The sequence below is a fragment of the Paenibacillus hamazuiensis genome (assembly GCF_023276405.1).
GTDB classification, from domain to species: domain Bacteria; phylum Bacillota; class Bacilli; order Paenibacillales; family NBRC-103111; genus Paenibacillus_AF; species Paenibacillus_AF hamazuiensis.
Genome location: NZ_JALRMO010000001.1, coordinates 1,001,066 through 1,014,873 on the forward strand (window position 1 = coordinate 1,001,066; position 13,808 = coordinate 1,014,873).

A 13,808-nucleotide genomic window follows, 5' to 3' on the forward strand; every position below is an offset into this window, starting at 1 on the left:
CGAAGAGGAGGATGTACGCGTATGAACTGGGCAGCTGTAAAAATAAACCGTTTCTACTATTACTTGATCATACCGGGCATGCTCTATTTTCTCATTTTCGATTACATTCCGATGTTCGGCGTCATTATCGCCTTCAAGGACATTTCCCCGTTCGAAGGGGTGCAGGCTATTTTTTCCGGCGAGTGGGTCGGCTTCAAGCATTTCGTCCGCTTCTGGAACTCCTATTATTTCTGGAACGTGATGTCCAACACGCTGATCATCAGCCTGTATAAGCTGCTGTTCGGATTCCCGGCTTCGATCGTGCTGGCGCTGCTGCTGAACGAGCTGCGGTTTGTCGTATTCAAACGGATCGTGCAGACGATCTCCTATTTGCCGCATTTTATCTCGACGGTCGTCGTTGCCGGTCTGGCGATGATGATATTGTCGACGGACGGCGGATTGGTGAACGCGATCCTGGTGTTTTTCGGCAAGGAGCCGGTACATTTTCTCGGGAGCCCGGAGTATTTTCGTTCCATTCTCGTCATCTCCCACGTCTGGCAGACGATCGGCTGGGGCAGCATCTTGTACCTGGCGGCGATGTCGGGGATAGATCCCGGGCTGTATGAGGCGGCCCGCATGGACGGCGCCGGACGTTTTCGACAAATGTGGCACATTACGCTTCCGGGCATCACGCACGTGGTCGTCATCCTGCTCATTTTTCAAATCGGCGGATTGCTGAATGCGGGCTTTGAGAAGGTGCTCCTGCTTTATTCCCCTTCCGTATACGAGGTGGCCGACATTATCGACACGTACGTGTACAGGGAAGGTCTGCTCCGGCTGAATTATTCGTTTGCGACGGCCGTCGGCCTGTTCAAAAACGTGCTGGCGATGTTCCTTATTCTCGGAGCCAATTATTTGGCGAAAAAAATGAACCAGACGGGCATATGGTAGGAGGGCGTGACGGTGGCAAAAACAATCAAACCAACGGTGGGGGAACGCGCCTTCGATGTAATTAACATCGTACTGCTTGTCGCGTTGTCGCTCATGTTTCTCATTCCGTTCCTGTCCGTGCTGTCCACTTCGTTTATCAGCAATGCGGAATCGATGCGCAGAGGGGCATTCGTGCTTATTCCGGAGAAGCTCGATTTCGCCGCATACGATTTGCTGCTGAACAAAGGAACGCTGATTTGGACCGCTTATAAAATCACGCTGTTCAAAGTGGTGGTCGGCACGTTTCTCAATCTGGTATTCACGTCCACGCTGGCTTACGGTTTATCCAGGAGAAAGCTGCCGGGAAGAAATGCGCTTGTGTTTTTCATCTTCCTGACGATGATTTTTCACGGCGGCCTTATCCCGACGTATATGCTGATGGATAACCTGGGCGTGAAGGACACGCTGCTTGCTCTGATCCTTCCGGGTCTCGTCAGCGCGTGGAACCTGTTTATTTTGCGCAACTTTTTCATGAGCCTGCCGGAGGAGCTGGAGGAGTCGGCCATCATGGACGGCGCTTCCCCTCCGGTCATCCTGTGGAAAATCGTCATCCCGCTCTCGATGCCGGCGATCGCCACGATCGGGTTGTTTTATGCGGTGCATCATTGGAACGATTGGTTCGGTGCGTCGATTTATATCAACGACCGCAGCCTGCTGCCGGTGCAGGTCGTGATGCGAAACATCGTGCTGGCCGGCGTCGCGCAGAACGAAACGATGATCGAATACGTGAACGACCCGCCGCCCGCGCAGACGCTGAAATCGGCGATTATCATCATCAGCACGGTGCCGATTTTATTCGTGTATCCGTTCATTCAGCGGTTTTTCGTCAAAGGCATGATGGTCGGTTCGATCAAAGGGTAACCTCTGCAAAAACAGAACATACAAGGAGAGATGGACATGCTGCAGCAGCAAAACCTGTTTGTTTCCGGCCGGGACGGTTATCATACGTTTCGCATTCCGGCACTGCTCGTCACGATGAAAGGGACGGTGCTGGCGTTTTGCGAAGCGCGCAAAAACGGGGGAGGCGACGCCGGCGACATCGACGTCGTGCTCCGCCGCAGCTTTGATAACGGCGAGACGTGGGAACCGTTTCGCGTCATTGCCGATGACGGCACGAACACGATCGGCAATCCATGCCCGGTGCAGGACCGGGAGACCGGGACGATTTGGCTGATCCTGTGCCGCAATGCGGAGGACGGACATGAGAAGGACATACTTGCCGGCAGGGCGGCGCGGGAGGTGTTGGTGATGCGCAGCGACGACGACGGCGAAACGTGGTCGGAGCTGACCGATATTACGGCGGACGTGAAGCGGCCGGAATGGACGTGGTATGCGGCGGGGCCGTGCCACGCCATCCAGCTGCGCAGCGGGCGGCTGCTTGTCGCGTGCAATCATGCGGTGCTGGACGCCGAGAAAGGGGAGTCGGGGCCGTACCGGGCGCACGTCATTTACAGCGACGATCACGGAGCAAGCTGGCATATCGGCGGCATCGTCGGCGACTATACGAATGAAGATGCCGTTGCGGAGCTGCCGGACGGCACGGTATACATCAATATGCGCAGCTATCACGGCAGGAACCGCCGGGCTTATGCATTCAGCCGCGACGGTGGGCTGACGTGGTCGGATATCCGGTTCGACGACGAGCTGGTCGAGCCGGTCTGCCAGGGCAGCGTGGTCGAGGACGGCCAGGGCGGCATTTTGTTCTCGAACCCGGCCAGCACGTTGCGGGAGAAGATGACGGTACGTCGGAGCGTCGACGGCTGCCGGACCTGGACGGTGCAGCGCGTTCTGCACGAAGGGCCGGCGGCTTACTCCGATCTTGCCGTGACACGGGACGGCGCGGTGCTCATCTTGTACGAATGCGGCGAGGCGAGACCTTACGAGCGGATCACGCTCGCCAAATTTCCCAGGGAATAGGTTGGCGTGCGCGAAGCGATATCATTCGATTAGTGACTTCCGAACATAAGAGACTCCGGATATCCACATTGTGGAAGTCGGAAGTTTCTGCGCGGTTTCCGGTCCCATTTAACCGTGGCGTGAGCCGCAGCATAACTAAATAAAACGGGGCAGGTGCACAAGCGGCCTGCCTCGTTTTATTTTCAGTGGATAGTCGTGCAATCGGATAAGTCGTCTCCCATGGATAAGGGAAAGTGTGGCGGCATACGATGTTGCTCCAGCAAAATCCACGCAGACAAATGCGGATCCGAGGCACGTACCCACGTACAGTCCTCCTGCGCGTCGCGCCAATCGTAAAGCGTGCCGGGCATAGGATTTGTGAGGCGCAGCCTTAAATCCATGCCTGACAGCCGCGGCCTGGCAGCGAGCATTCCCTCCTTCGGACGGGTCCGGTTCGCTTGGGGCACCCAATGCCGTCAGGTTAATGCTTTCGCACGGATCGTGGTCCAAATCTGCACAGACCGGGTTGGCGGGGGATTCAGGGGGGCAACATGACTAGTGCTCCACCAGACTGTCCAAAGGAACGCTCTGCTCGTTTTCCGGCTCGTTCAGCGGATAAATTCTCGCCATTTCTTCTTTCTCGTCGACGTGTTGGATGTAGACCGGCGTACCGTCGTAGGTTACATTGGCCATAACGGGTGAAGCCGCAATTTCAAGCGCCCGCTGTTTATTCATGTTCGTGACCTCCGTTTTATGGAATACTGCTATAATATTTTCATATTGGAGCTCCGCTATGTATGCGAAAATGAATTTTGCCGATGCGCAGCCGGGAGGGATATGGGTGAAACGAATCAAGGTGATGATCGTTGACGACGAAGTGCTGGCTATTCGCCATATCAAGCAGCTGATCGATTGGGAATCGCTCGGTTTCGAAATGGCGGGGGAATCGACCTTTCCCGAAAAAGCGCTGGCCATGGTGCGGCAGCTTCAGCCGCAGGTTATCTTCGTCGATATCCGCATGCCGGCGCTGGACGGGCTCGCTTTCAGCCGGAAGGCGCTGGAAGCTGCGCGCGATCTGAAAATCGTACTGCTCACTTCGTACAAGGAATTCGAATACGCGAAAGAAGCGGTCAAAATCGGCGTATACGATTACTGGGTCAAGCATGAGCTGAAGGCCGACCAATTGGCGAAAGAGCTGATCAAAATCAAAAACGAGCTGGAGCGCGAGCAGCGGAAGGAGCTGCTCATCAGGCGCCAGCTGTACCGCGATTTGCTGGCCGGACGGGAGCTTCCGGGCGAGCAAATCGCTCTGCTTAACGGAACGGTTCCCGCCTACGGATATGTGTGGCTGACGGTTCAGCCGAAAAGACCTTATCCGGTAATGCCGCATCTCTCGGAGAGGCCGGTGAACGCCGCACAAGACCCGGTGCCGCCGATGCATATGGAAAACGGCATTTTCACATTACTGGAAACGCTTCCGCTCGAAGAAGGCCGACAGGGCTTCCTTTTCGCGGCCGGTACGCGGCTGAACAGCGAGCGGCAGTGGATCGAGGAGGTGCGAAGCATTTCGGAGACGATCCACCGCTACTGCCACGAGAAGACCGGAACGACGATTGTTTTGGCGGCATCGCGTCCGTTCGACGATATCGCCGGCGGGTTGTGCAAAGCGTACCGGGAGACGCTGCGGCTGCTGGAAGCTTCCGTTTTTTTCGCGAAAAACAAGCCGATACTGCCGCACGAAGTCGGCGAAGCCGCCCCTGAGCCGCCGAGGCGTTCGCTCGCACAGCCGGACCCGCCCGCAAGCTCGCATCCTCCCGGGCACCCGCTTTCGCTCGCCCCGGTGCGCGAAGCGCTCGCTTCGCGTAACGCGGAGGCGCTGCGTGCGGCGATATACGCCGTCTTCGCCGGCGCGGTAAAACAGCGGCAGCCGGAGCTGTTCCGCGCCGTCTGCAGCGAGCTGCTGGACGCGTTGAACCGCTTCAGGACGGACAATCGGCTTCCGCAGCTCGGCGAAGGCGCCGCCGCAGCGATGATCGACCCGTCGCAGTGGCATCACGCCGACTCGATTCGCGATTGGTTTGCCGCGGTTTTTCAAGGCGCTCTCGGCGAAGCGAGCGGCCCTGCGCCAGCGCGGTTTTCTCGCAAAATCCGGCAAACGCTGGAGCACATGCATGCCCATTTCGCCGAGGACCTGACCGCCGAAGATTTGGCGGAGAGGGTGGGAGTGACCGGCGACAGGCTTCGCCATTTGTTCAAGGAAGAGACGGGACAAACCGTCCTGGAATATATGACGCAGCTGCGGATCGAGCAGGCCAAAAGGCTGCTCGCGACGGGCAAATATAAAATATATGAGATCGCGGAGAAAACCGGCTATAAAAGCAGCCAATATTTCAGCCAAGTATTCCGCAAAGCGACCGGCGTAGGTCCGCTCGAATATGCCGAAGGGAAAGGAGCCGCCGCAGGTGATCATGAAAATTAGGACGAAAATTATCGCCAGCACGGGCGTCGTCGTTTGCGTATCGCTGCTGTTCAGCGGTTTTTTCACGTACCACTACGCGACGGGCATTATACGCGAGCAGTCGGTAAACGACACGAAGACGAAGCTGTCGCAGACCGCCGCGCAAATCCGCAGGTTTCAGGAGACGGCGATCAAGACGGCGGAATACGTTATCTCCGACGAAGAAATCAATGCGCTGCTTATTCCGAGGGAAAATCCGACATTGGAGGAGGCGCATTTCATCAAACACGATATCGGCGAGAAGCTGAAGCGGTTTACGTCGCTGAACGCGAACATCTATAACATCATGATCGTACGCAGCGACGGGCAGGTGTTTTCCAACAACAGCGGGTTCGATTCGTATTTTGCGGATTATTTGCAGGAAGCATGGTTTACCGATTTTAAGCGGCGGCCGGCGCGAACCGGGTTTTCCGTGCCGCACGATTTCAATCGGGCCAATATGGGAACGGGCTACCAGAAAGTCATCAGCTATATCGCGCATTATAAAAACATGCTGGACAAGTCTTCGGCGGAATACGATCTCGTGCTGGATATTGCGTATTCGGAGATCGCCGGCGCTTTCGGAAAAGGAATGGCCGATTTCGAGCAGGTGCTGCTGCTTAACGAATACGGGGATCTGCTGTTCGCTGGCAAGCCGCTTACCGGCAGCGGCAGCTTCGGCATCGCGGATAAAATGCCGCCGGGCAAAGGCGGGTATGCGGAGGACCGCAATACGATCATGTTGACCGACAATTCGATGAAAGATTGGGTGCAGGTGGCGGTTATATCCAAAGAGCGGCTTTTCGCCAAAATCAACAATATTTTGTACGTTTATTTGATAATCATCGCAGCGGGTCTTATCGTTACGCTGGCGATGATGCTGCCGATCATCTGGAGCATCACGAATCCGATTTCGCGGCTGACGCAGGCGATGAAGCGGGTGTCCGTCGGCGATCTCGGCACGAGCATTACGATCCGCAGCGGCGACGAAATGGAAATTCTCGGAAACGGCTTCAACCGGATGGTCGGCGAGCTGAAGGAGCTGATCGCCACATCGGTGAAGGATGAGGAGACAAAGCGGCGGATGCAGATGAATTTGCTCATCTCCCAGATCAATCCGCATTTTATATACAATACGCTGAATACCGTCATCTATTTGTCCCACGATGCGCGAGGCGGGGATGTGGCGAAAATAACCGAGGCGCTGATCGCAATTTTGCAGGACACGATCAAAACCGGCGACGGCGCCGATTTTTCCATGTTAAGGGAGGAGGTCGCCGTCATCGAAAAATATATCGACATCCAGCGTTACCGCTACCCCGACCGCTTCTCTGTCGAATGGCGGTTCGAAGAGGGAACGGAGACGGCCGTCGTACCCCGCATGATCATTCAGCCGATCGTGGAAAATGCGCTTTTTCACGGATTGCAGCCGTCCGAGAAGCCGGGTCTCATCCGCATACGGACAGCCAAGGAAGACGGCCAGCTTGTCATCGAAGTCGAGGATAACGGCGTCGGCATGGATGAGCGTACGCTGAACGGAATTTTTCAGACGTCCTCAAACGGGCGGCCCACCAACCAAACGAGAGGCATCGGCCTGGCCAATATCAAGGAAAGGCTGCACTATTATTACGGTCCGGCATTCCGGGCCGACATCCGCAGCGAGCCGCAATCCGGCACGAAAGTGACGATTCGGGTGCCGTTCCATGAAAGCAGCCCTTCGGCAGCAGCAAGCCGGGAACAAGATGAAAACGCTTCCGGATTTTAAACAAAATGACCGGATTGTTGCATTGGCTTGCGCAGCCGGGCCCGGTATTATTATTTATGTAAACGCTTCCGAATTGAAATGGAGGGGAACGAATGCGAAAACAAAACAGCAGGGTATGGATCACATTGCTGGCCGCGTTCATGCTGACCGCCTCGGTGCTGGCCGGCTGCAGCGGCGGGGACACGAAGCCGTCCGGCGCAGCGGCTTCCGGCGACAGCAAGGGGCAGGAGGCCGGCTCGCCGGAAAATATGAAGGCGACGATCAAAGTATGGGACTGGGACGAAACGTTTCAAAAAACGATGATCCCCGAATTTAACAAAAAGTACCCGAACATCAAGGTCGAGTATACCGTCGTGAACCCGAACGATTATTTGCAAAAGCTGCAAAGCGGCATCGCTTCCGGTTCGGACGTGCCCGACGTCATCCTGAGCGAGATGGCTTACCGCGGCAAGCTGTTCGATCTGGACGTGCTCGACAACATCGAGAAAGCGCCGTACAACTTCAAAAGAGCGGAGCTGTTCGACTATCTGATTCCGCTGCTTACGAATTCCAAGGGCGAGCTTGTCGGCGTCGACCAGCAAATTACCCCGGCCGGCCTTGCGTACCGGCGCGATTTGGCGAAGCAGTATTTGGGCACCGACGATCCCGCCCAGCTGGAGAAAATGTTTCCGGACTGGAACGCGTTTATCGCCAAAGGGGTTGAGGTGAAAGAAAAAAGCGGCGGCAAGGTGACGATGTTTGCCGGACTCGGCGACGCCTTTGGCGTGCTGCGCGGCCAAAACGCGATGGAATACATCAAAGGCAAGGAAATCGATTTGACCAAACGGATGAAAAGCCCGCTCGAAACGCTGTTCCAGATGCGGAATGCCGGAATTTTGGGCAAGCTGGAGATGAATTCTCCGGCATGGTCGAGCTCGCTGGCGAAAGGCGAAAATATTTTCTACGGCATGGCTCCGTGGGGGCCGAAGTGGAATATTTCCGCCAACGACAAGGAAGGCAAGGGACGCTGGGGACTCGTCAAAGCGCCCGGCGGCGGATTTACGCTCGGCGGCACGGCCGTCAGCGTGTACAAGGACAGCAAGCAGAAGCAGGCGGCATGGGCGTTTATCAACTTCTGCTACGTATCGGACGAAGGCACGAAAATCGCTTTGGAGAAATTCGGATTTACTCCCGGCGTCAAATCGTTTTATGCGAAAAACGCTGATTTGATCAATAAAGGGTCGGAGTTCGACGCCTTCTTCGGCGGTCAAAATTTGACCAAATATTTCGTGGAAAAAATTGTGCCGGATTTGAAAGGCCAGGCGCAAACGAAATACGAGTCGATCGTGGACAGCGCGTTCAAAACGCTGTACCCGCTCTGGACGCAGGATACGGGCATCGATGCGGATAAGGCGCTGGAGAAGTTTAAGGCCGAAGTGAAAAACAAAGCTTCCGATGCCACCGTGAAATGATGCGAAACTAAAACCCGGCGGGTGAAAAACGGCATTCGGCTCCGCAAAAAGCGGCGGTTCGCAGGCAGGTGGTCAGCATCGCGGCCGCCCGGTGGCCCGCTTTGGCGCTGCGCAGCGGACGCTCTCGCGGTATGCGCGTATGCCGTTTTTCATCCGAATTTTGCAAGCGGACGGAGGAATGGGAGTGGATATGAAAACGGAAGCGGTTGTCGCGCGCAGGAATGCGTCCGCCGCCTGGAAGATCGGCCTCAGCATACGCATTTGGCCGTATTTGTTCATACTGCCTTTCGTGGCGCTGTATGTGCTGTTTCATTTTTACCCGGTCGCCTATTCTCTGTATTTGAGCTTGACCGAATGGAACGGCGTCGGACCGAAGACGTTTATCGGTCTCGACAATTACGTCAAGCTGCTGACGGACGACCCGCTTTTTTACAAATCGCTGTTCAATACGTTTGTCATTATGCTGATGTCCGTGCCGGCGACGCTGATTTTGGGCATGCTGCTTGCTTATTTGACCTTTCATTTGACGCGCGGCCGCCGTTTTTTCCAAACGGTCAACATGCTTCCTTACATCACGACGCCGGTGGCGATCGGTTTTATTTTCTCTTTTTTATTCGACTGGCAGACAGGCACGGTCAATCAGGTGCTCGTTCGGCTCGGCGTGATGGAGGAAGGGTATTACTGGCTGCAAAATCCGTGGTCGTCGCGTACGATCATCGCAGTTATGATCATTTGGCGTTATTTGGGCTATTTTATGGCGATCTATTTGGCGGGGATGACGGCGGTTCCGCAGGACATTTACGAGGCGGCCAAGGTGGACGGCTCGACCGGGTTTCACACGTTCACCCGCATCACGCTGCCGCTGCTCCGCAATATTACGGTATTTCTCGTCGTCACGTCCGTCATCGGCGGGCTGCAGCTGTTCGACGAGCCCAAGCTGCTGTACGGCGGATGGTCGGGAGCGAGCTCGGTCGGCGGACCGGACAATGCGGCGCTGACAGTCATTTGGAAATTCGTGGACGATTCGTTCATTTCGAATACGAGGTTCGGGTACGGCGCTTCGATCGCTTACACGCTGTTCGTCATTATCGTCGTTTTCTCGATTTTGAGCTATAAATTAACGTCGGGCAAGGAGGAGACGTCATGAAGGCGCTGAAATGGGCGTTCCTGCTGCTGATAACCGCCGTCTCGCTGCTGCCGTTTTACGTCATGCTGACGATGTCGACGTATTACAACGAAGATATTTTCAAAGGACTGCCGCTTTGGCCGAGCGACTACTTGGCGGAAAATCTCAAAACGGTATTCGCCACCAACTTTTTCCGGGTGTATGCGAACAGTCTGATCGTCTCGGTATGCGCCGTTGCGCTTTCGGTGCTGATCAGTGCGCTGGCCGGCTATGCGGTCGCCAAATACCGGTTCCGGCTGAAGCGGGCGATGAATTATTTCATCATTATCACCTTGATGGTGCCTTCCCAGGTCGGTCTGATCGGCTACATCATTCAAATGAAGCACATGGGGCTCGGCAATACGCTGTTTCCGATCATTCTGATCTGGACCGCATTTCCGTTCGGGGCTTTTTTCATGACGCAGTTTATCAAAGATTCCGTGCCGAGCGAAATTATCGAATGCGCGCGCATCGACGGCTGCTCGGAGCCGGGCATTTTATTCCGCATCGTTTTTCCGCTTATCGTACCGGGGCTCGCAACTTTGGCCACGCTCGTGTTTCTGTGGTCGTGGAACAACTACCTGCTGCCGCTCGTTACGATCAACAATGCGAAATGGTACACGATCCCGGTATTCGTCTCAAATCTCGGCATCGTGCACCGCACCGATTACGCGGCGCGCATGGCGGCTCTGGCGATGGCGACCGTGCCGGTGCTGATCGTCTTTTTGCTCGGGTCCAAGACGTTTATCAAAGGCATTACCGCCGGGGCGGTAAAGGGGTGAGGAGCTGCCGCGGCAGCTCCTTGATTCATTCATGCGATAGCGTCCGATGGAACGTGAGGCTATTCGCGTATATATTCCAAAACCCGTTCCATATAACGTTCCGGCGGCTGCGATGAATCGACGACAAGGCATTTGCGGTCGGCCGGTTTTTTGCTGTCTGCGATTAACCGCTTGAACCTTTCCTCGGAGCCGATTTGTCCGATTTGGCTGATCATTCGGTCGCGCTCTCCGAGCCGGCGATTGATTTCAATCATATCGTCAAGATAACATTCGACATATTTATAGATCGCATCGTATTTGTTGCAAAGCTCCAGTCGCTTGTCTACGGTTTCGACGTAAAAGCAGGGACTGTCATGGATAACCGAGTGCCCTTGAGACAAAATAACATCGATCAGCGACCACTCGATTCCGTAGGCAATCGAACCTGTCGCCTTATCGTTCGCCGTTCCTTCGGAAAATTGCATCAATGCGGTTTTTACGATGTCATGGTCAATGATAACCGCCCTTGTCCGCTTGGCAATTTCTCTCGCTACCGTCGATTTTCCCGAGCCGGGAAAACCGGCCATTTGCACGAAAAACATGCAAACCGCCCCCTTTTAATTTTTGCCGCGTCATCAACCCTATGCGGAGTTAAACCTACTATTCTCCGATCTTTTCCATATTCCTCCTGATATCAAAATGATAAATGCATGATTGGAGAGCGTATAGAAGCTAAGCTCTTTTGAACTATACAAAAGTAAGTGTGTCCATTCATCCTGATTTGGTCCTGGTAAATTGCGTTCTTACGCCATTTTTCATTATTCGCTATAATCGGTAACAGCAACTCCCCCTACGCTGCAGCTTGATCCGAAATAGGTAAAGCTGCGATTCGTTCAGGAGGGAAAACCAGTACCGAAGGAGCTGTAACTAATGAAACCGGCTTACCAACCGATTTTCCAACCGTTTACTTTTCAGCCTGGCGGCGTACACCTAAAAAGCAGGATCGTTATGGCGCCCATGACACATCTGAGCTCCAATGAGGACGGCTCGATTTCCGACGAAGAAATTCGCTACTACACTCGCCGTGCCAAGGGCGTTGGCATGGTTATAACGGCAGCGACTTACGTATCGGCACAAGGCGGAATTAACGGCGCCCCCGGTGCGGACCGGGATGAACTTATCCCCGGATTAAGCAGGCTTGCTGCGGCCATTCAGGCCGAAGGGGCCAAGGCGGTGCTGCAAATTTTCCATGCCGGCAGGCAAGGCTCCAAAACGGGAGATGTCGTAAGCAGCGGGACTATTCCGGAAGAAAGAGAAGGCGCTCCAATACCGCGCGAGCTGACCGAACCGGAAATACACGGTCTTGTCCAAGCTTATGCGGATGCTGCCGGACGGGCCGTCGAAGCCGGCTTCGACGGCGTTGAGATTCATGGCGGCAATGGAAATCTTCTTCATCAGTTCTATTCCCCTTACACCAACAGACGCTCCGACTCGTTCGGTGGCAGCCTGGAAAAACGAATGACTTTCCCATTGGCGGTTGCGAGGAAAGTGCTGCAAACGGTTCGCGACCGTGCGAAAAAGCCGTTTATCGTCGGGTACCGGCTTTCCCCCGAGGAGCCGGAAACTCCGGGTATTACGATGAGCGATACGCTGGCTTTTGTGGATGCCTTATCGACTGTCGGGCTCGATTATCTTCATATTTCGTTAAAAGATTTTCGCTCCGTTCCGAGACGGGGGGTTACCGATACCCGCTCCCGGCTGGAGATTATTCAGGAGCGTGCCGGCCACGAACTGCCGGTTATCGGCGTGGGGAGCGTTCACACTCCCGAGGATGCGCTGGAAGCTCTGCAAGCCGGCATCCCGCTGATCGCCGTCGGGCGGGAGCTGATCATGGAGCCGGAATGGGGTGAGCTGATCCGGCAAGGACGCGAGGACGAAATCCGGACGACCCTCTCATTAAACGACCGGCAGGCACTGACCATCCCCGACCCGATGTGGAAGCTGATGCTGAGCATTCCCGGCTGGTTCCCGGTCGAAGATTCCAGAGAATAAAAAGTTTTCGTATGCTGAAAAGGTCAAGGAGAGGGCTATCTCCTTGGCCTTTTTTTCGTGGGTGCAGCGCTTGCGCTTAAAGTTCGGACGTCCGTCCGAAGCGTTGCGACGCAAGCAAGGACGTATAAAACGCGAGCCTGGGGCAAGTACTCCTTCATTCAGCAAAAAGAAACGATGGATGCGATGGTGATAACGGATAAAGCCGGCACATCTGTGACTGCATCCGGACTAAACGTCCGTTATTTTACAGAAATAAAGCCTTTTAGCAGGTTCGGGGACACAGAGTACGTTATTTCTGCAAAAGAGACTCGTTTGAGGCGTTCTTTCGATAAATAAAGGCTCTGCTGTCCGGCAAAATTGGAAACAAAACCATTTAGTCAAAATAGCGGATTTGAAGTCCATAAAGCTTGTGGGACGTAATCACCGGATCGCTAACCTGACAACAACACGCCTGAGCGCCCTCAAGGGCTAGTCGGCTACGGAAGCACGGGCCCTAGTGGGGGGCAAACGCTGCTTGACAACAAACCCGGTCTTACGCTATATTTTGGTTGACATGAAAGTCAATCAAAAAGAGGTGATGAACAGGTGCCGCGCAACAAGGAACAAAATGAGGAAATCCGCAGACAACGCAAAGAAGCGATAATTCGGGGTGCCTTGAAAGTATATGTGGAAAAAGGCTACGCCGCCGCCGAGATCGGCGATGTGGCGGAGCGGGCGGGGGTAGCCAGAGGGCTCGTTTATTACTATTTCAAGGATAAACGCGAGTTGTTCCGGGAATTGTTCACCCATATGTTCGAGATGTCGAAAAGGCACGTTCAATCGCATTTTGCAGGGGACGGTCCGGTGCTGCCGATGCTCGAGAAGTTTATCATCACCATGTGCAGCAATATGCTGGAAGAATCCGATCATGTGCTGTTTTTCATGAGAATGCGGCACGATCTGCATGAGCTGTTTTCAACGGAGGAGCTGGCCAATTGGAATTGGCACCACGAGAACATGGCGATCATCCGCCAAACGCTTGAGAGAGGCATGCAGCTTGGGGAAATCCGGAACATGTCGCCGGAGCTGCTCGCTTTGCAATTTTGGGGAGCGCTGATGCACAGTACGATGTTTTTCCGGCACCGGAATAAGGAGCTTCTGGAAAAAAACAGGATCAAGGCGGACATCGAGCAATCGGTCGATCAAGATATCCGGGATGCGGTTGTCGGCTGTTTAGCCCTTGTCGCCTCGCCTTCGAACGAAAGCTGACATG

12 protein-coding genes are annotated in these 13,808 nt (G+C 54.7%); 10 read left to right on the top strand and 2 right to left on the bottom strand.

Translation table 11 applies throughout. From position 1 onward, the window contains the following. The first annotated feature begins 21 nt into the window (after nucleotides 1–21). Genes MYS68_RS04015 through MYS68_RS04025 form a run of 3 tightly spaced genes read left to right on the top strand, consistent with a single transcriptional unit; the run spans nucleotide 22 to nucleotide 2,886 of the window. Entirely contained in the window at nucleotides 22–930 is a 909-nt protein-coding gene (locus tag MYS68_RS04015; RefSeq protein ID WP_248924588.1) for an ABC transporter permease, read from the top strand. A 12-nt stretch (nucleotides 931–942) separates the two neighbouring features. Continuing rightward, nucleotides 943–1,830, top strand: a complete 888-nt coding sequence (locus MYS68_RS04020) for a carbohydrate ABC transporter permease (RefSeq protein WP_248924589.1) — start codon at nucleotides 943–945, stop codon at nucleotides 1,828–1,830. 36 nt (nucleotides 1,831–1,866) lie between these two features. Beyond that, nucleotides 1,867–2,886, top strand: coding sequence for a sialidase family protein (locus tag MYS68_RS04025; protein ID WP_248924590.1), 1,020 nt, complete (start codon nucleotides 1,867–1,869; stop codon nucleotides 2,884–2,886). Nucleotides 2,887–3,420: 534 nt separating this feature from the next. On the opposite strand, the gene MYS68_RS04030 is transcribed toward MYS68_RS04025, so the two are convergent. Continuing rightward, nucleotides 3,421–3,600, bottom strand: coding sequence for a small acid-soluble spore protein H (locus MYS68_RS04030; RefSeq protein WP_248924591.1), 180 nt, complete (start codon nucleotides 3,598–3,600; stop codon nucleotides 3,421–3,423). Between the two features lie 106 nt (nucleotides 3,601–3,706). Here MYS68_RS04030 and MYS68_RS04035 point away from each other — a divergent pair, with 106 nt between their 5' ends. The 5 genes from MYS68_RS04035 to MYS68_RS04055 all read left to right on the top strand — a co-directional run bounded on the left by MYS68_RS04035 (nucleotide 3,707) and on the right by MYS68_RS04055 (nucleotide 10,525). Next, a complete protein-coding gene (locus tag MYS68_RS04035; RefSeq protein ID WP_248924592.1) occupies nucleotides 3,707–5,344 on the top strand; it encodes a response regulator transcription factor in 1,638 nt (545 codons plus the stop codon). Then, the gene (locus MYS68_RS04040; protein WP_248930811.1) at nucleotides 5,334–7,127 is read left to right on the top strand and encodes a sensor histidine kinase; all 1,794 of its coding nucleotides are present in this window, start codon (nucleotides 5,334–5,336) and stop codon (nucleotides 7,125–7,127) included. Before MYS68_RS04035 ends, MYS68_RS04040 begins: the two co-directional genes overlap by 11 nt. A gap of 92 nt (nucleotides 7,128–7,219) precedes the next feature. Then, complete coding sequence (locus MYS68_RS04045; RefSeq protein ID WP_248924593.1) at nucleotides 7,220–8,578, top strand: ABC transporter substrate-binding protein; 1,359 nt, start codon at nucleotides 7,220–7,222, stop codon at nucleotides 8,576–8,578. 190 nt (nucleotides 8,579–8,768) lie between these two features. Then, the gene (locus tag MYS68_RS04050; RefSeq protein ID WP_248930812.1) at nucleotides 8,769–9,725 is read left to right on the top strand and encodes a carbohydrate ABC transporter permease; all 957 of its coding nucleotides are present in this window, start codon (nucleotides 8,769–8,771) and stop codon (nucleotides 9,723–9,725) included. Continuing rightward, a complete protein-coding gene (locus MYS68_RS04055) occupies nucleotides 9,722–10,525 on the top strand; it encodes a carbohydrate ABC transporter permease (protein ID WP_248924594.1) in 804 nt (267 codons plus the stop codon). The genes MYS68_RS04050 and MYS68_RS04055 overlap by 4 nt, the downstream gene beginning before the upstream one ends. A gap of 59 nt (nucleotides 10,526–10,584) precedes the next feature. On the opposite strand, the gene MYS68_RS04060 is transcribed toward MYS68_RS04055, so the two are convergent. Then, nucleotides 10,585–11,106 (bottom strand): P-loop nucleotide/nucleoside kinase family protein, encoded by a 522-nt coding sequence (locus tag MYS68_RS04060; RefSeq protein WP_248924595.1) that lies wholly within the window; start codon nucleotides 11,104–11,106, stop codon nucleotides 10,585–10,587. Between the two features lie 328 nt (nucleotides 11,107–11,434). On the opposite strand from MYS68_RS04060, the gene MYS68_RS04065 reads away from it, so the two are divergent. Both MYS68_RS04065 and MYS68_RS04070 read left to right on the top strand, forming a co-directional pair. After that, on the top strand, nucleotides 11,435–12,556 hold the full coding sequence (locus tag MYS68_RS04065; RefSeq protein WP_248924596.1) for an NADH-dependent flavin oxidoreductase: 1,122 nt from the start codon (nucleotides 11,435–11,437) through the stop codon (nucleotides 12,554–12,556). 585 nt (nucleotides 12,557–13,141) lie between these two features. Continuing rightward, on the top strand, nucleotides 13,142–13,804 hold the full coding sequence (locus MYS68_RS04070; RefSeq protein ID WP_248924597.1) for a TetR/AcrR family transcriptional regulator: 663 nt from the start codon (nucleotides 13,142–13,144) through the stop codon (nucleotides 13,802–13,804). Nucleotides 13,805–13,808: the final 4 nt, after the last annotated feature.